The organism is Mesorhizobium sp. Cs1321R2N1 (assembly GCF_037179725.1).
In the GTDB taxonomy this organism is placed as follows: Bacteria; Pseudomonadota; Alphaproteobacteria; order Rhizobiales; family Rhizobiaceae; genus Mesorhizobium; species Mesorhizobium salmacidum.
This window is the reverse complement of the sequence record NZ_JAPYKP010000123.1, coordinates 1-18,189: the sequence shown is the minus strand read 5'-3', so window position 1 is coordinate 18,189 and position 18,189 is coordinate 1. Positions and strand designations below refer to the sequence as shown.

Annotated in this window: 19 protein-coding genes and 1 pseudogene; 13 read left to right on the top strand and 7 right to left on the bottom strand. The window is 63.7% G+C overall.

Features of this window, described 5'->3' with window-relative positions:
- Positions 1-955: NAD(P)/FAD-dependent oxidoreductase (locus tag O7A61_RS24455; protein WP_337131997.1), on the bottom strand; the 955-nt coding region annotated here is incomplete at its 3' end.
- A gap of 141 nt (positions 956-1,096) precedes the next feature.
- On the opposite strand from O7A61_RS24455, the gene O7A61_RS24450 reads away from it, so the two are divergent.
- Both O7A61_RS24450 and O7A61_RS24445 read left to right on the top strand, forming a co-directional pair.
- Positions 1,097-1,714, top strand: a complete 618-nt coding sequence (locus O7A61_RS24450) for a helix-turn-helix domain-containing protein (protein WP_027141459.1) — start codon at positions 1,097-1,099, stop codon at positions 1,712-1,714.
- 308 nt (positions 1,715-2,022) lie between these two features.
- The gene (locus O7A61_RS24445; RefSeq protein WP_337105133.1) at positions 2,023-2,727 is read left to right on the top strand and encodes an SDR family oxidoreductase; all 705 of its coding nucleotides are present in this window, start codon (positions 2,023-2,025) and stop codon (positions 2,725-2,727) included.
- A 243-nt stretch (positions 2,728-2,970) separates the two neighbouring features.
- Here the strand turns inward: O7A61_RS24445 and O7A61_RS24440 are convergent, their stop codons facing one another.
- A complete protein-coding gene (locus tag O7A61_RS24440; RefSeq protein ID WP_337132003.1) occupies positions 2,971-4,200 on the bottom strand; it encodes a cytochrome-c peroxidase in 1,230 nt (409 codons plus the stop codon).
- Positions 4,201-4,410: 210 nt separating this feature from the next.
- On the opposite strand from O7A61_RS24440, the gene O7A61_RS24435 reads away from it, so the two are divergent.
- A complete protein-coding gene (locus tag O7A61_RS24435) occupies positions 4,411-5,943 on the top strand; it encodes an acid phosphatase (protein WP_337131995.1) in 1,533 nt (510 codons plus the stop codon).
- 52 nt (positions 5,944-5,995) lie between these two features.
- Here the strand turns inward: O7A61_RS24435 and O7A61_RS24430 are convergent, their stop codons facing one another.
- On the bottom strand, positions 5,996-6,622 hold the full coding sequence (locus O7A61_RS24430) for a DUF922 domain-containing Zn-dependent protease (protein WP_337131993.1): 627 nt from the start codon (positions 6,620-6,622) through the stop codon (positions 5,996-5,998).
- Positions 6,623-6,680: 58 nt separating this feature from the next.
- On the opposite strand from O7A61_RS24430, the gene O7A61_RS24425 reads away from it, so the two are divergent.
- From O7A61_RS24425 to O7A61_RS24415, 3 genes are all read left to right on the top strand, one after another.
- Entirely contained in the window at positions 6,681-7,172 is a 492-nt protein-coding gene (locus O7A61_RS24425) for a hypothetical protein (protein ID WP_337131991.1), read from the top strand.
- A 346-nt stretch (positions 7,173-7,518) separates the two neighbouring features.
- A complete protein-coding gene (locus O7A61_RS24420) occupies positions 7,519-7,977 on the top strand; it encodes a GNAT family N-acetyltransferase (RefSeq protein ID WP_337132001.1) in 459 nt (152 codons plus the stop codon).
- 184 nt (positions 7,978-8,161) lie between these two features.
- Complete coding sequence (locus O7A61_RS24415; RefSeq protein ID WP_337131999.1) at positions 8,162-9,331, top strand: aminotransferase-like domain-containing protein; 1,170 nt, start codon at positions 8,162-8,164, stop codon at positions 9,329-9,331.
- 6 nt (positions 9,332-9,337) lie between these two features.
- Here O7A61_RS24415 and O7A61_RS24410 read toward each other — a convergent pair whose 3' ends face one another.
- Positions 9,338-9,463 carry a hypothetical protein gene (locus O7A61_RS24410; RefSeq protein ID WP_337131989.1) on the bottom strand — a complete coding sequence of 42 codons (126 nt, stop codon included), beginning with the start codon at positions 9,461-9,463 and terminating at the stop codon, positions 9,338-9,340.
- Between the two features lie 301 nt (positions 9,464-9,764).
- On the opposite strand from O7A61_RS24410, the gene O7A61_RS24405 reads away from it, so the two are divergent.
- The 5 genes and pseudogenes from O7A61_RS24405 (at position 9,765) to O7A61_RS24385 (ending at position 14,086) form a co-directional block, all read left to right on the top strand.
- The gene (locus O7A61_RS24405; protein ID WP_337131987.1) at positions 9,765-10,184 is read left to right on the top strand and encodes a VOC family protein; all 420 of its coding nucleotides are present in this window, start codon (positions 9,765-9,767) and stop codon (positions 10,182-10,184) included.
- A 380-nt stretch (positions 10,185-10,564) separates the two neighbouring features.
- Positions 10,565-11,524, top strand: coding sequence for an AraC family transcriptional regulator (locus O7A61_RS24400; RefSeq protein WP_337105128.1), 960 nt, complete (start codon positions 10,565-10,567; stop codon positions 11,522-11,524).
- Positions 11,525-11,825: 301 nt separating this feature from the next.
- Positions 11,826-12,284: a hypothetical protein gene (locus tag O7A61_RS24395; RefSeq protein WP_442921111.1), complete on the top strand. Its 459-nt coding sequence runs from the start codon at positions 11,826-11,828 to the stop codon at positions 12,282-12,284.
- Positions 12,285-12,365: 81 nt separating this feature from the next.
- Positions 12,366-12,983 (top strand): annotated as a pseudogene (locus O7A61_RS24390) (C39 family peptidase).
- A 23-nt stretch (positions 12,984-13,006) separates the two neighbouring features.
- The gene (locus O7A61_RS24385) at positions 13,007-14,086 is read left to right on the top strand and encodes a D-alanine--D-alanine ligase family protein (protein WP_337131983.1); all 1,080 of its coding nucleotides are present in this window, start codon (positions 13,007-13,009) and stop codon (positions 14,084-14,086) included.
- Positions 14,087-14,140: 54 nt separating this feature from the next.
- On the opposite strand, the gene O7A61_RS24380 is transcribed toward O7A61_RS24385, so the two are convergent.
- Both O7A61_RS24380 and O7A61_RS24375 read right to left on the bottom strand, forming a co-directional pair.
- Positions 14,141-15,142 (bottom strand): aldo/keto reductase, encoded by a 1,002-nt coding sequence (locus tag O7A61_RS24380; RefSeq protein ID WP_337131981.1) that lies wholly within the window; start codon positions 15,140-15,142, stop codon positions 14,141-14,143.
- A 534-nt stretch (positions 15,143-15,676) separates the two neighbouring features.
- Entirely contained in the window at positions 15,677-15,985 is a 309-nt protein-coding gene (locus O7A61_RS24375) for a hypothetical protein (RefSeq protein WP_337131979.1), read from the bottom strand.
- A gap of 263 nt (positions 15,986-16,248) precedes the next feature.
- On the opposite strand from O7A61_RS24375, the gene O7A61_RS24370 reads away from it, so the two are divergent.
- Positions 16,249-16,491, top strand: coding sequence for a hypothetical protein (locus O7A61_RS24370; protein ID WP_337131977.1), 243 nt, complete (start codon positions 16,249-16,251; stop codon positions 16,489-16,491).
- A 92-nt stretch (positions 16,492-16,583) separates the two neighbouring features.
- On the top strand, positions 16,584-17,660 hold the full coding sequence (locus tag O7A61_RS24365) for a sensor histidine kinase (protein ID WP_337131975.1): 1,077 nt from the start codon (positions 16,584-16,586) through the stop codon (positions 17,658-17,660).
- Positions 17,661-17,709: 49 nt separating this feature from the next.
- Here O7A61_RS24365 and O7A61_RS24360 read toward each other — a convergent pair whose 3' ends face one another.
- Positions 17,710-17,955 carry a DUF982 domain-containing protein gene (locus tag O7A61_RS24360; RefSeq protein ID WP_337131973.1) on the bottom strand — a complete coding sequence of 82 codons (246 nt, stop codon included), beginning with the start codon at positions 17,953-17,955 and terminating at the stop codon, positions 17,710-17,712.
- Between the last annotated feature and the right edge of the window lie 234 nt (positions 17,956-18,189).

The window sequence follows — 18,189 nt, the reverse complement described above, 5'->3', positions numbered from 1 at the left end:
GAAGGCGCGGGTCGAAGCCGGCGACCGGCGTGCGGTCGGGCGCGAAGGTGCGCAGGCCCGCCCATGGCGTCGACGGACGCCCGATGCGCATCGATGTCGCCTGTTCGATGCGGTCGACGGCGATGGCGACGTCGATGTCTTCCGGCCAGGCGTCGCAAGGCTCGGAGTCCGTCTCGTCGGCGAGGGAACCGATCAGCCTGCCGGCATCGGGCTTGAAGTAGAACTGCTCGTGCAGGTCGACCACCAGCGGCCAGCCGGCGATATCCATCCCGGCGGGCGGATCGAACAGGAAGGCGGTGCGCCGTTTGGGCTGGAAGCCGAGGCCCGGCAGCCCCGCCATGCCGGCGACGACATCGACCCAGGCGCCGGCGGCATTGACGACGATATCGGCCGAGTAGACGCCGGCGCTCGTTTCAACCCGAAAAGCGCTTCCGTCGCGTGATATGGCGCGGACCTCCTCGCCGGTGCGGATGATGCCGCCGCGGGCCTTGAGCGCCGAGGCGCTGGACCCCAGCATCTTGCCGGTGTCGACATCCACCGCGTCCGGCTCATAGACGCCGCCGCAGGTGGTTTCCCTGGCAATGACCGGGACCAGCGCGTGGAGCTCGGCCGCCGATAAGCGGCGCACGCTCGGCACCAGTGCCTGCAATTCATGAGCCAGCCGGTCGATGGCGGTATCGTCACCAGTCCATCCGACGTGCAGCGCGCCGCGCCGATGGGCGACGAAACCGCCCTCGACTATCGCCTGCCGGCTGGCCAGCGTCAGCCCGCGCACCAGGCGGTTGCCATAGGTCTCGGTGAACAAAGCGGCGGAGCGGCCGCTGGCGTGGTAGCCGAGATGCGGTTCGCGCTCGATGACGGTGACATCGGCCCAGTCCGCCACCTCGGCGGCAAGGGAGAGGCCGGCGATGCCGCCGCCGATGACGATGATCTTCGCGGGAGCATTCGACTGCATCCCTCAGTCGTAAAAATAATTTCGTATCCAGTCAATATTTAGCGTATAAGAAAATTGTGGTGTTGTTGATGGCCCGCTCGAGTTCGACTACCTAGGGTGAACCCCGCGGTAGTGACGTGCCGCCGCTTCATGGAGCTGACAATGTCGGAGCAACCGAATCTCGGTGATTGTCTGCGTGCCCTGAGAAAAAGACATGGCTGGACCTTGCAGGAGGTCAGCTCTCTCACCGGCGTCGCGGTGTCGACGCTATCCAAGGTCGAGAACGACCAGATGTCGCTGAGCTACGACAAGCTGTTACAGATCTGCGAAGGGCTCGGTATCCATGTGACGGAGCTGCTCAGCGGCGACCGCAAGCAGCCGGCGGCGCGCACCCGCCGTTCGGTGACCTCGCAGTCCAACACACTGCGCCAGCTGACCCGCAACTACGACTACCGGTATCTCGCCACCGACTTGGTGCGCAAGCGCATGGTGCCGATCCACGCCTATGCGCGCGCCCGCACGCCGGAAGAGTTCGGTCCGCTGACCCGGCATGCCGGCGAGGAGTTCCTGATCGTGCTCAAGGGCGAGATCGAACTGCACACCGACCAATACGCGCCGGTGCGGCTGAAAGCGGGCGAGAGCGTCTACATCGATTCCACCATGGGCCACGCCTATCTCTCGGTGGGCGAGGGCGACGCCGAGATGCTGTGCGTCTGCTCCGGCGACGAGCCCGACATGGAAGGCACGCTGCTCTCCGTGCTGGAGACGGTGGAGGGGTAGGAGGCTGAATGTCAGCGCTGCCCCTCACCTGCCTGCCGGCATCCTCTTCCCGTATAGAGACGGGGAGAGGGGCGCTGTCATCTGTGATTTCGCCAATCATCAGCGTTGCAGGAGTCGAGCCGCGTTGCAGCCAGCTTCTTTTCTCCCTGTCACTATGCGGGGAGAAATGCCCGGCAGGGCAACGAGGGGGCAGCGCCACCGGCTCTCGTTTTTCTGCAGGTCCATTCTGTCTTTCTGGTTCGAACTGGCCGACGAAACCAGCTATATGACTCGCTGAAAACTCCCGCCAACTCGATGAGGAAAACCCAATGAATTCAGAAAAAACAGCTGTCATCGTGGCCGGTGGCAGCGGCATGGGCGCGGCGGCGGCAAAGCGCCTGGCGGCGGATGGGTTCAAGGTGGCGATCCTGTCCTCGTCCGGCAAGGGCGAGGCGCTGGCCAAGGAGCTTGGCGGGCTCGGCGTCACCGGCTCCAACCAGTCGAACGACGACCTGCAGCGTCTCGCCGACCTGACGTTGGAGCGCTATGGCCGCATCGACGTGCTGGTCAACAGCGGCGGCCATGGGCCGCGCGCGCCGATCCTGGAGATCACGGATGAGCAGTGGCACACCGGCATGGACGTCTACCTGATGAACGTCATCCGGCCGGTGCGTATCGTGGCGCCGCAGATGGTCAAGCAGAAGGGCGGCGCCATCATCAACATCTCGACGGCCTGGGTGGCCGAGCCGAGCGCGATGTTCCCGACCTCGGCCGTGTTCCGCGCCGGCCTTGCGGCCTACACCAAGATTTTCGCCAACACCTATGCATCAGACAATGTGCGCATGAACAATGTGCTGCCCGGCTGGATCGACAGCCTGCCCACCACCGAAGAGCGCCGCGACAACGTGCCGATGCAGCGCTACGGGACGAGCGAGGAGATCGCCGCGACCATTGCTTTTTTGGCTTCGGAAGGGGCCGGGTATATTACCGGGCAGAGTATCCGCGTGGATGGGGGCGTGATCAGGGCGCTTTGAGGGATTTGGTCCGATTTCTTGGAGACGCCGGCGGGCCAGCGCCCCCCTCTGCCCTGCCGGGCATCTCCCCCTCAAGGGGGGAGATTGGCAGCTTTGGCGCCGGTTCTTTTCCTCAACACCGAAAATTAGCGAAAGCCATGGTGACATCCGATCTCCCCCCTCGAGGGGGAGATGTCCGGCAGGACAGAGGGGGGCGCTGGCCCGCCGGCGTTCCGTTTTGGGTGCCATGCTCGTCCCGACGCTTCAGTGGCCCGCCACCTGATCCGCATCCGTCAGCGTCCGCAGAAACGCCACGATGTCGTCGATCTCGGTGTCGTCGAGCGCCGGCTTGTCGCCGGGTTTTTTGCCGTTGAAGGGTGGGTCCTGGTTGAGATTTCCCCAGTAAGCCTTTGGCAGATCGTCATATTGTCTCACCATGCCGTCTGCATTCCTGGGATACCAGTGGCCGGGGTCGGTGTCGCGGCTGGCGTAGAAGGCGACGGCCTCGCGCAGCACGTGGAAGTAGCCGTTGTGGAAGAAGCTCTTGCGCAGCGCGACATTGCGCAGCGTCGGTGTCTTGAACAGGCCGCAATAGCCGGTGCGGCCGTGGAAATCGGTGCGCAGCGGGCCGCACAGGCCGAGATCGGCATAGGCGGGGTCGGCGTTGGCCGGGATGGCCGGATTGCGCGGCACGGCGATGGCGATCAAGCCGAAATCGGTGAATTGCGGCGGCTCGCCGTCATTGGCGGGTTCGCTGAGGTGGCAGGAGGCGCAATTGCCTTTCGCCTCGTCCTCGAACAGGGCGCGGCCGCGCCGTTCCTGCGCCGACAGCGTCGCCTTGCCGGCGAGGAAGGCGTCGTAGCGGCTGGAATAGGGATAGAAATCGGCGGCGCTCTGCTCGAACGTGCCGAGCGCCTCGGCGGCGGCGTCGAAGGCGTCGCCCGGGCGGTCGAAGACATCGTTGCCGAAGGTTGCCTTGAACTCGTCGGCATAGGCCGATCTACGCAGGGCGGCGGTGAAAGCCCCCGCATCCTTGTTGGCCATCTCGAAGGGCGAGAGCAGGGGAATTTTCGCCTGATCCGTGCCGTGGTCGGCGCGGCCATCCCAGGTCAGGCCGCCGGTCGGACCGTTGTCGACGCTCTCGTCGCCTTCGTCGTCGGAATCGTAGAAATGCTCGGTGAAGGCGGGAGCGGCCTGGAGATAGCGCAGCGAGGGCACCGCGCGCACGCCGGGCAGGTCGAGATGCGGCCCGCCCATCTCGACCGGAGCTGCCGAGGCCGGACCGAAAGCATGGCGCGGATCATGGCAGGACGAGCAGGCCTGCCTGCCCGAGGCCGACAGCGCCGGGTCGAAGAACATTTTTCGCCCCAAGGCGGTAAGCGCCTCGGCACGTGCGAAAGCTTGCGCGCGCGATAGCGGACCGGGATGGACGCCATCCGCCGTATTCGCGGGCGCGGCACAGCCAAATGTCGAGATCGCGGCAATCGCGATCATCAGGCTTTTCCATCGTCTTCTGGTCATGGAGCATGGTCCGCTTTGGCCGGGAAATAGGAATGGAGTGCAACGGATTGATGACCGGCCCCAGTGCTCACGAAACCGTGTTCGCCGCGGCGGCGGATGTCACAAAGGTGACAAGGCATCCGCGTTAGCTGCCCCTATGGTTTCCGCGCCCTCTAGCCACAGTCAAGCCACGAGGTCTTCCCGATGACGAGGCTCAAGCTCCTCACTTCCTTCTGCCTGGCCGGTTCGGCCCTGCTTCCCCTCGCGGCCAATGCCGCCCCTCCGGGCTTCGACAAGATCGACACCGTCGTTGTCATCTATGCCGAAAACCGCAGCTTCGATAATCTCTATGGCGGTTTCCCCGGCGCCAATGGGCTGGCCAATGTCTCGGCCGACCAGGCGCGGCAGCTTGACCGCGACGGCAAGCCGCTCACCGAGCTGCCGCCGACCTGGGGCGGGCTGACCGGAAAGGGCGTCACGCCCGTGGTGACGGAGGCTGAGACCGCGCATCTGGCCAACGCCGCCTTCGCCATTGACGATCCCAAGGGCTTCAACGAAGGCACCAACGTCATCACCCATGATCTGTGGCACCGCTTCTACCAGGAGCAGATGCAGATCGACGGCGGCAAGAACGACAAATTCGTCGCCTGGGCCGATTCCGGCGGCCTTGTCATGGGCCATTATGACGGCTCTATCCTGCCGATGTGGCAGGTCGCGAAGAAGTATGTGCTGGCCGACAATTTCTTCCAGGGCGCCTTCGGCGGCTCCTTCCTCAACCATTTCCAGCTCGCCTGCGCCTGTACGCCGGTCTACCCCCACGCCGACACCAGTCCGATCAAGGGCCAGATCGCCGTGGTCGAAGCCGATGGCACAACCTTGAAGGTCGCCGACAATTCGCCGGCCTCGGCACTGGGCGGCGTACCGAAATTCGTCAATGACGGCGCCATCACGCCCGACTTCCATGCCGTCAACACCATGCAGCCGCCCTATCAGCCGAGCGCCAACAAGCCGGCCGAGGGCGGCGACAAGGCGCTGGCCGACCCGGCCGCGCCCACCACGCTGCCGCCGCAGCACGACATCACCATCGGCGATCTGCTGTCGCTGAAGGGGGTGAACTGGGCCTGGTATGCCGGCGCCTGGCAGGCAACGCTCGACGGTAAGAACGCGACGCCGGTGCCGAACTTCCAGTTCCACCACCAGCCCTTCAACTATTTTGCCGCCTACGCGCCCGGTACCGCCGCGCGCACAGAGCATCTGAGGGACGGCGGCCTGGATGGCGCCGAGTTCATCAAGGCGATCGATGACGGCAAGCTACCGCAGGTCGCCTTCTACAAGCCGCAAGGCAATCTCAACGAGCACGGCGGCTATGCCGACGTGGCTAGCGGCGACCGGCATCTGGCCGATCTCGTTTCGCATCTGGAGAAGAGCCCGCAATGGGGCCACATGCTGGTGGTCGTCACCTATGACGAGAATGGCGGCTTCTGGGATCATGTCGCGCCGCCCCGGGCCGACCGCTGGGGCCCGGGCAACCGCATCCCGGCCTTCATCGTCTCGCCCTATGCCAGGATGGGCACGGTCGACCACACGCAATACGACACGACGTCGATCCTGCGCTTCATCACCGCGCGCTACGACCTGCCGGTGCTGACCGGCATCGTTGCCCGCGACAAGGCGCTGGCCGCCAATGGCGAGCCGCCAATGGGGGATCTGAGCGCGGCACTGGACCTCAGCCGGTAGACCCGACCCGAACCGCGGATATGCCGCCGCGCCGCGGGGCGCGGTGGCCTTCTCAGCCGCCATTCACCAGGGCAAGAATGAGCTTCTGCAGATTGCCGCCCTGGCCGAGTTCGATGCGGTCGAAATCGCGGCTTGCCTGGCGCTGCGCCTGCGAGAGCGCGGACAGGCGCTTGGTCATCTCGATCCGGATCTTGCTGCATTTTGGGTCGTCGGGAACGGTCAGGCCGACTGTCGCCGCCTCGATCTTGCGCGCCATGTCGACAATGGTCGCGCCGTGCACCTTTTCGTGGGCGCTGACGCCGGCGAGGAAAACCTCCCAGTTCTTCTGGATGGCGGAGGACAGCGGCGATGAGGGGCTGGGCAAGGTATAGGTGATGATGAGCTTGGGCTTCGCCGAAACCAGCACGCAGGCTCCGGCATGCGCCTGATAATCCCTGGTCCAGGTCAGCTTGAAATTGGTGTGGGCGATGGCGCGGGCAATGCCGGCATTCGGCCCGTTCTGGCCGATCGACCGGTAGAGCTCCAGCCCGGACTGGCCTGAAATGGCGTAGGTCTCGACCTTCTCGACCGGCTTCCATTCGGCCTGCGCGGCGAGCGGCGAGGCCACCAGGGCGGCTGTCACAAGACACAGGCGAATACAAGCTCTCAACACCAAGGCGCCCTGCACATGCAATGCCATTCAAAGGCTTTTCCTATATGCTGCCGGCGGGTGCTGCAAATGCCCGAAGGGGGAAGTCATGAAAAGATATGTCGTTGCCGCCGGAGCCTTGGCGGCATTGCTTGGCGCGCAGCCGGCCTTTGCCGCGTCCTGCGGCTGGAGCGCGAAGATGGAAGAAGACGAGGGCGGCAGCGTGCTGACGGCTTCCGTCTGCGGCGGGCCGAAAGGCGACGCGCATCTGATGCTGACCTGCTTCGACAATCCGGTTCTGAGCTACGACCTGGGTGCCAGCGGCCCGCAGCTGGAACTGGGCATCAGCGGTTCGTTCGACTTCAAGGCCGATGGCAAGACGGTGACCAAGACGCTGCAACTGGAGGAAATGTACAATTATTTCGTGGTCGATCTCGCCAAGGCCGATCCGCTGCTCGACCTGCTGCGCTCGAAGGGGGACGTGTCGGTCAGCGCGGCCAAATATGGCGCTATCAGCTTTCCGCTGAAGGGATCGAGCGCGGCCATCGGCAAGGTGCTGGCGCGGTGCGGCAAGGCCAAGCCCGCGGGGGATGGGGATTGATTGGTGGTGCTGTGCGGCAGCTGTGGCAGCTATCCATATTGTCGTCATCCTGACATCTGAACGTCAGCCCGCCACTATCCCATCACATCCAACTTCGCGAGCGATGATGCCTCTTCCTTCTCCCCTTGTGGGAGAAGGTGGATCGGCGCGTAGCGCCGAGACGGATGAGGGGTGCCGAAAGAAATAATCCGTTGATAATTCAGCGTAATGTGGTGTCGCGAGAAGCATGTTGCCAAGCTGGAACACCCCTCATCCGACCTCGCTTCGCGAGGCCACCTTCCCCCACAAGGGGGGAAGGGGGAGCTGAACCTTGCCGCCGGGGACGGCTGGCCGTATCTCATCCGCTATGGCCAACATCCAATTCCGCAAGGCACACGCCTCCGACCTGCCAGCCATCGTCGCCATGCTCGCCGACGATCCGCTGGGGGCGACCCGCGAGGATGCCTCGTTGCCGTTGGCGCAAGGCTATCTCGATGCCTTCAACGCCATCGACGCCGATCCCAACCAGTTGCTTGCCGTGGCTGTGGATGGGGCCAAGGTGATCGGCACCTTGCAGATCACCTTCCTTGCCGGGCTCTCGCGCAAGGGTGCTTGGCGGGGGCAGATCGAGGCGGTTCGCGTTGCCAGCGGCAGGCGCTCCGACGGGATGGGCAAGAAGATGTTCGAATGGGCGATCGACGAATGCCGGGCACGCGGCTGCGGCCTTGTCCAACTCACCACCGACAAGGGCAGGGCGGACGCCCACCGCTTCTATGAAGGCTTGGGCTTCACCGCCAGCCATATTGGTTACAAGAAGAGCCTTTAGCGGACGCGCGCACGCTGTCGCCGGTTCCGGCTTGGCGGCGGCTGGCGTATAGCGGAAGCCTTTCAGGCACTATTCAAATCGCCCGGCAAACCAGATATAGGTCAGTCAGGTTGACCTATATAAGAAAACGCCGGGGAGGCATGTCTTGACCCTTTTGAACCTGTTGGCTTCGCGCTCGTCGCGTATGAAGGCGTCGGAAATCCGCGAGTTGCTGAAGCTGCTCGACCAGCCCGACATCATTTCGTTCGCCGGCGGCATTCCCGATCCGTCGCTGTTTCCGTCCGACGCCATCCGCGATGCCTATGGCGATGTGCTGGGCGGCGCGGAAGCCGGGGCGGCCCTGCAGTACCAGGTTTCGGAAGGCTATCTGCCGCTGCGGCGCTGGCTTGCCGGGCAGATGGGCAAGCTCGGCATTGCCTGCGACGAGGCCAACATCTTCATCACCTCCGGCTCCCAGCAGGCGCTGGATTATCTCGGCAAGCTGTTCCTGTCGCCGGGCGATACCGCGCTGGTGACATGGCCGACCTATCTCGGCGCGCTGCAGGCCTTCAACGCCTACGAGCCGCGCTACGACCGGCTGCGGCCCGAAGGCGGCAACATGACGCCGGCGGCCTACCATACCGCTGCCGCCGCCAATGACGGGCGGGTGAAATTCGCCTATCTGGTGCCCGACTTCGCCAACCCGACCGGCGCCACGCTGGACCGAAAGCAGCGCGAGGCCGTGCTCGACCTTGCCGGCGAGCTCGACATCGCCGTCATCGAGGACGCCGCCTATCGGGCGCTGCGCTATGACGGCGAAGGTGTGCCGCCGATCCTGGCGCTCGACTGCGCGCGCTCCGGCGGCATAGACAAGGCGCGCACGCTCTATTGCGGCTCGTTTTCGAAAATCCTGTCGCCGGGCATGCGCGTCGGCTGGGTCTGCGCGCCGCGCCACGTGGTCGAAAAACTGGTGCTGATGAAGCAGGCTTCGGACCTGCACAGCCCGTCGGTCAACCAGATGGTGATGCACCGCGTCGCCGAATCCGTGTTCGACAGCCAGGTGGAAAAACTCATCGGCGCCTATCGCGAGCGCCGCGACGGCCTGCTTGGCGCGCTGGAAGTCAATATGCCGGAGGGCGTGAGCTGGAGCCGCCCGGAAGGCGGCATGTTCGTCTGGGTGACGCTGCCGGAAGGCACCGATGCCACGGAACTCCTGGCGCGGTCGGTGAAGGAGGCGCGCGTCGCTTTCGTGCCCGGCAATGCCTTCTACGCCGACGGCACCGGCCGCAACACGCTGCGGCTGTCGTTCACGCTGGCCGACCGTCGCGCGGTGAGCGAGGGCATTCCACGGTTGGCGGCGCTGCTCAAGGGTTAGCCAAGCTTACGCCGGCACGTTCACCAGTTGCTTGAGCTTCGCGAGCCTGGCGCGGGCGAGCTTGCGCATCGGCTTTTGGAATTCCTCTTGGCCGGTTTCGACGACGAAGACCAATGTCTTGAAGTCCAGCATGAACTCGTCGATGGCCGCGCCGTCTTTTCGGACCTGTCCTTGAACCGGCGCAGCAATGCGTTCGCTTCCTCGATGTCGTCGGCGCCGGCGCTGTCGACCAGCGCTTCAAACCTCTGAAAACAATCCAATCGCCATCCTCCCGCCGCGCCACCAAACTTCCGGTCAGCCGAAAAGTTCCGTCGGGTCCAAAAAATTGTCGCTGGTTGTCAGCAGATGCACGCGCTCCGCGTTGACGCCTTGCCGCCGGCGCCTAAATTCGAGGCCTTGCGAGGAGGAGCTTTCCTTGCGAGGAGGAGCTTTCATGGAACTGCATCGCGGCCGGCTCATCGACCACCTCCAGCTCGTGGTCCGGGATCTCCCCGCCAGCCGGCGTTTCTACGAGGCGCTCTTCCAGGTGCTCGGTATACCGATCGGCGGCACCGGCGAGGACTATTTCTGGGCGGACGAATTGTTCATCTCCAGCGTCGACAGCCGGGCCGCACAGGGAAAGCTGACCGGCCGCCATCATCTGGCTTTCCATGCCAGGGATCACGCCATGGTCGATGCCTTCTACAAGGCCGGGCTCGAGGCCGGGGGCACGGACAACGGGGCGCCCGGCGAGCGGCCCTATCATCCCGGCTATTATGCCGCCTTCCTGCTCGACCCGGACGGCAACAACATCGAGGCCGTCCACCACGGCCCGGCCAACCGGAGTGCCGCTTCCGTGAAGATCACGTTCTAGGGTGTATTGATATTCAGGTGAGGTCGGCCTGCAAATGCCGGCTTCCTGCGCTTCCGATGCTCACGTACCCAAACGTACGCTCCGCTCCGGTTCTCGGAATCCACCATTTTCGGCTCGGCCTGACCTGAATCTCAACACATCCTAGGCCGTGACCGCTCGCGGGTTGCCGCACCAGGCGAGGCCGGGTGATTCCCATCCCGCATTCCTGGTATTTTGGAAATCGAATGCGGGGCCGGCGAATCGGATCGGATCCCTTGATCTGGGCGGCACTGAAATTGTCCTGCAGGGCATGGATAACGCCGCCTCTGGACAAGAGGCAAATCGCTCCCATACGGTGCGGCTTCAGGGAAGACGCGTGCGCGGGAAAGGCCGGTTGGTCGTTGAAAAAGAATGTCTTCTCGTCGGTCGACCTGCCGCCGCATCTCGACGACCGCGCGCGCTTCGCGCTCTGGCAGGACATCCATGTCGCGGAGATATGGTCGGTCGAATACGCCATCTCCGGCAACGTGCCGTTCCAGGCGGATATCGAAGCCACCGCCATCGGGCCGCTGGTGCTGGGGCGCATGGCAGGGACGATCAGGCATGCCAGCCGCAAGACACGCAACATCGCCGATGACGGCCGCGACGGCTACCTGCTGCTGGTCAACGACGGCGACACCAAGCTGAGCGGCGTGCAGACCGGCCGCGACTACAGCATCGGCAGGGGCGAAGGCGCGCTGGTCTCGGCTTCGGAAGCGCTGGAAATGACCGGCGGCGACCGAAATGTCTGGACCAATGTCGTGGTGCCCCGCGAAATCCTGGAAAATGCCTTCCCCCATATCGAGGATCGCCTGGCGCTGACCATCGGCGCCGACAATGAAGCGCTCGATATGCTCAAGCGCTATTGCGGCTTCCTGGAAGCGGGACCGGCATTGCTCTCGCCCGACCTTGTCGCCCACGCCACCGAGACGATCGTCGACCTGATCGGGCTGGCGACCGGCGCCAAGGGCGAGATCGCCGAGCTGGCGGGCGTGCGCGGCCTGCGCGCGGCAAGGCTGCAGGCCATCCTGCAGAAGATGCGGGACAACTTCGCCGATCCCGCCATCTCGGCCCAGCACATCGCCCAGCATTTGCGGCTTTCCGCGCGCTATGTCCATGATCTCCTGCAGGAAACGGGCTCCAGTTTCGCCGAGCATATTCTCGAACTGCGCCTGCAGAGAGCTCATCGCATGCTGCGCGACCGGCGCAACGACAGCATGCGGGTCAGCGAGATCGCGCTGTTGAGCGGCTTTTCCGACGTCTCCTATTTCAATCGCTGTTTCCGCCGCCGCTTCGGCTCGACGCCGAGTGGCGCCAGGTAGAGCGATTCATCGTTTCATTGAATCGCAACCAGCCTTCCCGCGCCGGCACGTTCGCAAGCAGCTCGAGATGGCGAAGACTGGTTCCGATCAGCTTTGCCGATCGCTGCCCTGCGTTGCCAATTCGGTGGATCCGGTGCTAACCGTGAAAATGGCGGACGGGAATCGGCGAAGCAAAGCGCGCCGCCTTTCTCAATAACATCCCGAACAGAACATCTCTTGCCCACCGTGGAGAACCGATTTTTTTATGCAGAAATCAACCAGGGCGATCCGTGTCGCCGCGCCGTTGCTTGCGATTTTGGGCATGGCCGCACCATTCATATTATCATTTATTCATATATCTTCCGCGCAGGCTCAGGAGGAATATCTTCCGACCCAGAAGGACTTTGTCGGCAAATGGCAACTCAGCGGCGCGACCACCCGGCCGCCGCGCGACTTGAAGGATGCGCCCACGCCGGAACAGGAAGCGGCCGCCAATGAGTTCCAGCAGACGGTGACCGCGTTTTACGGCGCGTTCGATTATCTGGAGATCACCGCGGACGGCCGCTACAATTTCCATCAGCCCGGTGACCCGACATCGGGTTCCTGCGTCTGGTGCGGGACCTGGTCCTTCAACAAGAGTTCAGCGTGGCTCAAGCTGGACACGGCGCCCAGGCTCGATATCTACGCCAAGGGCGGCGACATACAGATGACCTACACCGCCGAACCCGATGAAAAATCGAAATACGCCTGGCTGGTGTTCGGCTGGACGAAGGTTGAGTAGACGCCGCGCGACGCACCGGGAAATTCGGCGGGTCCGAGCGGCTTTTCACCCATCTCGTATTCGGCGGCCCGAGGAGTCCACATGAGTCCATTGCCTGAAGCCGTGCCGTTTTTCAGTCAGTGGGAGACGCCCGACATGACGCTGGCGGTGCTCGCCGACGGCGCCGAAGCCGCGTTGCGGCGGGGATCCGCTGTGGCAGGGATCGGGTGCCGCCACGCTCGACGAATACGCGGTCTGGGCCGCCAATGTCTGCGGCATGGCTTGCCTCAAGATGATCCTGGCGACGCGCGGCCAGATCGTGCCGACGATCGAGCTGGCAAGACGGTGCACCGGATATGGCGGCTATGTCGTCAATGAAGGCTCGATCAAGGGCCTGATCTACGCGCCCTTCGTCACTTTCGTGAAGCAGGAATTCGGCCTCGAGGCCGAGGTGATGACCAATGTCGCGGCAGCGGACGTCCCGGGGATCTCGCCCGGTCGCGCTTCTTCATCGCTTCGGTCAGCAGTTCGATCCGCTGGCCGGAGCGCGAGCCGCCGTCGAAGGGCGGTCATCTGGTGCTGGTCACGGCGGCGTCGGACGATGGTTTTCGCTTCCACAACCCATCCGGCCATACCAGCGCCACACAGGCGGACGCAGTGTTGGCGCCCACCGATTTCGATCGTTTCTTCGCCAATCGCGGCATTGCCGTCAGCATTTGATTTTTGACAGTTGAGGGATTTCGATGACCGGAAAGATCAGGGTTGCCATCCTCTATGGAGGTCGCTCGGCCGAGCACGAGGTGTCGCGGCTGTCGGCGGCCAATGTGCTGAAGGCGATCGACCGGACGCGCTACGAGGTGGTGCCGATCGGCATTTCCAGGGACGGCAGATGGCTGCTGCAGCCGGCGTCCGAGGCCTTCGGCGAAGGGGCAGGGGCTCCAGTGTCGGAGGACGGCGTGGAAGTCGCCCTGCTGCCCGGCGGCAAGGGCCGGCTGATCTTAGCGTCGCGCAAGGAAACTGACCTGCCGCCGGTCGATGTCGTTTTTCCCGTGCTGCACGGTCCGTTCGGCGAGGACGGCTCGGTGCAGGGCTATGCCGAGGTTGCCGATGTCGCCTATGTCGGCTGCGGCATCCTCGCTTCGGCCGCAGCCATGGACAAGGACGTCGCCAAGCGGCTGCTGCGCGAGGCCGGCCTTGCCGTCGCCCGCTCGGTCACCGTGCTTAGAGGCGATGTCGGTTCGTTCCAGGAAATCGCCGGGGCGCTCGGGCTGCCTTTCTTCGCCAAGCCGGCGCGCCAGGGCTCGTCCTTCGGAGTGAGCAAGGTAAACGACAGGGATGGCTTCGAAGCAGCCATCGAAACCACTTTCCGCTATGACGGCAAGGCGTTGATCGAGGAGTTCGTCGAAGGCCGCGAGATCGAGTGCTCGGTGTTGCAACGGGCAGACGGCTCGCTCACGGTGTCGCTGCCAGGCGAGATCATCCCGGCCGGCAAGCATGGCTTCTACACCTACGAGGCCAAATATCTCGATGCAGAAGGCGCGGTGGTCAAAGTGCCCGCTGATATTCCCGCCGCGGTCGCCGACAGAGCGCGGGACATGGCGGGGCAAGCCTTCAAGGCGCTCGGCTGCGAGGCCATGGCGCGCGTCGACTTCTTCCTGCGCGCCGACGGCTCCCTGCTGGTCAACGAGGTCAACACGCTGCCCGGCTTCACCGACATCTCGATGTACGCCAAGGCGCTGGCGGCGATCGGCATCGGCTACAGCGAGGTCATCGACGCGCTGATCGAGCACGCGCTGGCAAGGCATGCGGTGCGCACAGTCTGAAGTCCTCGCCGATCGAGATACAAGCCAGGATGATCCCGTTTGCGCTCTGAGCGCCTACCGATCGACCATCGCCATGCCGCGCTCGGTGTAACGCGGGCCGGAGATTTTTCCCGGCGCCAGGGCATCGTCGAGCGCGGCCATTTCGGCGGCGTCGAGTTTCAATGATGCGGCGGCGACGTTTTCCTCCAAATATCTGATCCGCTTGGTGCCGGGGATGGGCACGATGTCGACGCCAAAGCCGTTGCCCTTCTCCAGCAGCCAGGCCAGCGCGATCTGGCCGGGCTTGACGCCCCGGGCTGTGGCGATGTCGCGCACCTTGGCCGCCGCGTCGACATTGGCGTCGTAGTTTTCGCCCTGGTAGCGCGGGTCGTTGCGGCGGTAATCGCCCTCGGCATAGTCCTCCGCGCGTTTGACCTCGCCGGTGAGAAAACCGCGGCCGAGTGGCGAGAACGGCACCAGGCCAATGCCAAGTTGCCCGAGCAGCGGGATGATCTCCGGCTCCAGATTGCGCTCCCAGAGCGAATATTCGCTCTGCAACGCCGACACCGGATGCACGGCATGCGCCCGGCGGATGTTGGCGGCACCTGCCTCCGACAGGCCGAAGAACCGCACCTTGCCTTGTGCGACCAGCTCGCCGACAGCGCCCGCGACGTCCTCCAGCGGCACCGCAGGGTCGACGCGGTGCTGGTAGAGCAGGTCGATATGATCGGTGGCTAGACGGCCGAGCGAGGCTTCCACGACCTCGCGGATATGCCCGGGCCGGCTATCGACTCCCACCTGTTTACCGTTTTCGATGCGGAAGCCGAACTTGGTGGCGATCGTCACCTTGTCGCGCTTGCCCTTCAACGCCCGGCCGAGCAGGGCCTCGTTGGTGTACGGGCCATAGACCTCGGCGGTGTCGAGGAACGTGCAGCCGAGTTCGATGGCGCGGTGCAGCGTGGCGACGGATTCGGCCTCGTCAGCCGGGCCGTAGGACTGGCTCATGCCCATACAGCCGAGACCAATGGCCGAGACTTGCAGCCCCTGGCTGCCGAGCTTGCGTGTGTCGAGGGTCATGGGTGGAGCTCCGGGAGGGAAGGAAGGAGATGACCCGGATTATATAAGGCGCTCGCTCAATTCTCACAGGGCGTTCGGCGCGGTCTCGATGGATAGCATCGGGCATGACGCCGTACGGCGGCTTCGCCACCGAACTACGGGCTGGTCGCGCGTCACGCTGCAGCGAATGTTTGAAAGGACATCCGGCCCAGGGACTTCGAAGATAGTCGGGCTTCATTCCGATTTGGGTGTGGCGGCCGCAGCGCTTGTCCGGCAAGCGCATTGTGCTCACATATCTACGCGCCATCGCGAGAGGAGGGCGGCTTTGGCTTTTGCGCCGGTCGCGTTCTCGCGGTCTGGTGGGCACGGGAAACGGGTTTGACCGGATTCCCGGCTGGTTTGTGCGTCTTGCGGCGTTGAAGCCACTTGGCCGACAGTTCGGCTAGCAGGCTGCGCAGGGCCTTCACAACATCCTCCTCTATCGGGCGATCCAGTAATTTCCGAAGGCTGGACTCGTTCCATGGCCTATGGATCTGTCGCCGTCTCGGGCTTTGGCTATTGCATCGAGCCTGGCTGATGAAGATCGCGATGGACTGTCGCACTCTCATCGCCGTTCTCGACGAGACCGGGTGCGGGCGAAGCCAATCCGTCGCCAAAAGTGTCGAATTCGATCGCCGCGCCAAGCAGTTGAGCAGCCCGCATGACCAGATGTTCAATGTCCTCGAGAGCGACATTCTCGGCCAGGTTCCTGAGCCTGATCCTTTCCGCCACTGTCGTCAGTTCAATGATGCCAACGGTCCTGAACACTGCGCGGACAGTCGAATAGACGTCTTCACGCAGCCGTGTGGAATAGTCGTATCGCATCGAAACCTCCCAAAGCGAGTTGGTTTCCTCAAGGCGGCAGGATGCGCCCGATACCCGGGCCTGACAAGTTAAAACTGAAAAATCCACAAATAAAATCAGCTTGTTAGCAGAGTTACACGAACATGCAACCTGCGTTCGATGATCATCATTGATACAACGCTACATCCGCCCATTGGCCGCGCTTGACGTAAGATGAGGAAGTTCCTAACTGTAAGTGCGATGAGACAGTTACTAACTGTGCAAATCTTACGCGGGAGGCCTATATGGTTGAACTGGAACGCCCGGAACGATTGCAGGTCATGTTGACCCAGGATGAGCTGGCAGCACTGGAAAATTGGCGTTTCGACAAGCGCATGCCCAGCCGTTCGGCGGCAGTCCGCGAATTGCTGCGCCGTGGTCTTGCCTCCGACGGGTTCCTGACGGCGGAGATGGGCGCCAAGTCGCAGGAATTCGGCGTGCTCAAGCCCAATGGCGATGGCAAGACGCCGCGGGGACAGGCGGAGTGAAACGCAGTTAAGCCTATCCATCCTCGCGCCGGCGATTGCCTTGATCCGTTTGCGCCTTATTTGATCGGGAGAAGTTGCAATTGCGGGTGGCGATGAACGACGTCGACGGCAGCGACAGACAGGGGGCGACCGCCGTTGCCCGGCTCGCGGCAATTGTCGATTCCTCCTTCGATGCCATCATCAGCAAGGACCTGAACAGCATCATCCAAAGCTGGAACCAGGCGGCGGAACGCATGTTCGGCTATACCGCCGAGGAGGCGATCGGCCAGTCCATCCTCATGCTCATCCCCGATCACCTCAAGAACGAGGAAATCGAGATCATCAGCAAGATCCGCAGCGGCGACCGGGTGGCGAGCTTTGAGACGACGCGCAAGCGCAAGGATGGCGTGCCGATTTCCGTCTCGCTGACGATTTCGCCGATCAAGAACAGCAATGGCGAGATCATCGGCGCCTCGCAAATCGCCCGCGATATCTCCGCCGCCAAGGAGAGCGAGCGCCGCATCAGGCTGCTGATGCGGGAGGTCAACCATCGCGTCAAGAACCAGTTCGCGGTCATCCTGTCGATGGTCAGGGAGACCAGCAAGCGCTCGACCGATCCAGGCGAGTTCGAGGAGTTGATCCGCGCCCGCATCATGGCGCTGTCGCGGTCGCACGATCTGCTCGTCACCTCGGAATGGGCGGGGGCGAGCCTGTTCGACCTGATCCAGGAGCATCTCAAGCCCTTCGGTCTCGAGGAGCAGATCCTGCTCTCCGGCCCGGTCCTGACGCTGCAGTCGAACGCGGTGCAGAACCTCGGCATGGCCTTCCACGAACTGGGCACGAACTCGTCCAAATATGGCGCCTTGGGCAGCGAAGGCGGCCGGGTGGAGATCACCTGGACAATCGATTCCGGCGCGCAAAACCCCGGCTCCGTGGGCGAGCGTGAATTCCAGTTGACCTGGGAGGAGACGTCGACGCCGCATCCCGGCGACCGGCGGGACCAGACCACGCGCAAGGGGTTCGGCACCGTGGTGCTGCAGCGTGTGGCGCCGCAATCGCTGGGCGGCTCCGCCATTCTGGAGCGGTCGCCCGGCTATCTCAAATGGCGGCTGAGCGCGCCCTTGGCATCCATCGTCGTGGCACCGATCGGTAGCGAGGCTGACGGCGATTCGCCGGGTTCCGGCATCTAGGGCGATCCGCCGGCCGCCCAAAATCCGTGGCCCAAAATCCGTGCTCGACCTACTCGACCAGGATATGCGCCTCGCGCGCGGCCTCGACAAAAGCCTCCCTGGCGACATCGGGCGGCACGTCGCCGCTCGTTGCGCGGCGGCAGGCGCGCAGCGCGGACTGATGTTTCAGGCTGCCGGCATCACGCCAATGTGTCGTCAGCAACTCGATGGCCTGTTGTGTGTTGGACAGGTTGCGGGTGGTTCCGGTAACGCCGACCGAAACCAGGACGGGCTTGGAGAACCACGCGGTTTGCATTGGAACCTGGACCCTGTTGCAGGCATGGAACGTGTTTGGCCGCGCGAGGTTTCATTGCCGCCGATCACTGTAGTGTGAACTCTCCGGCATCCCCGGCGAAACAATGCCTAGGTGTGAGCTTTCGGGAGGTTGTCCATTCGGACCGGACCGAGGAGACTGGAGTTACCAGGCTTCAGTACACATCGGAGGGTCCGAATGAACATCCACAAGAATGCCCGTCTGACGCCGCTGCGT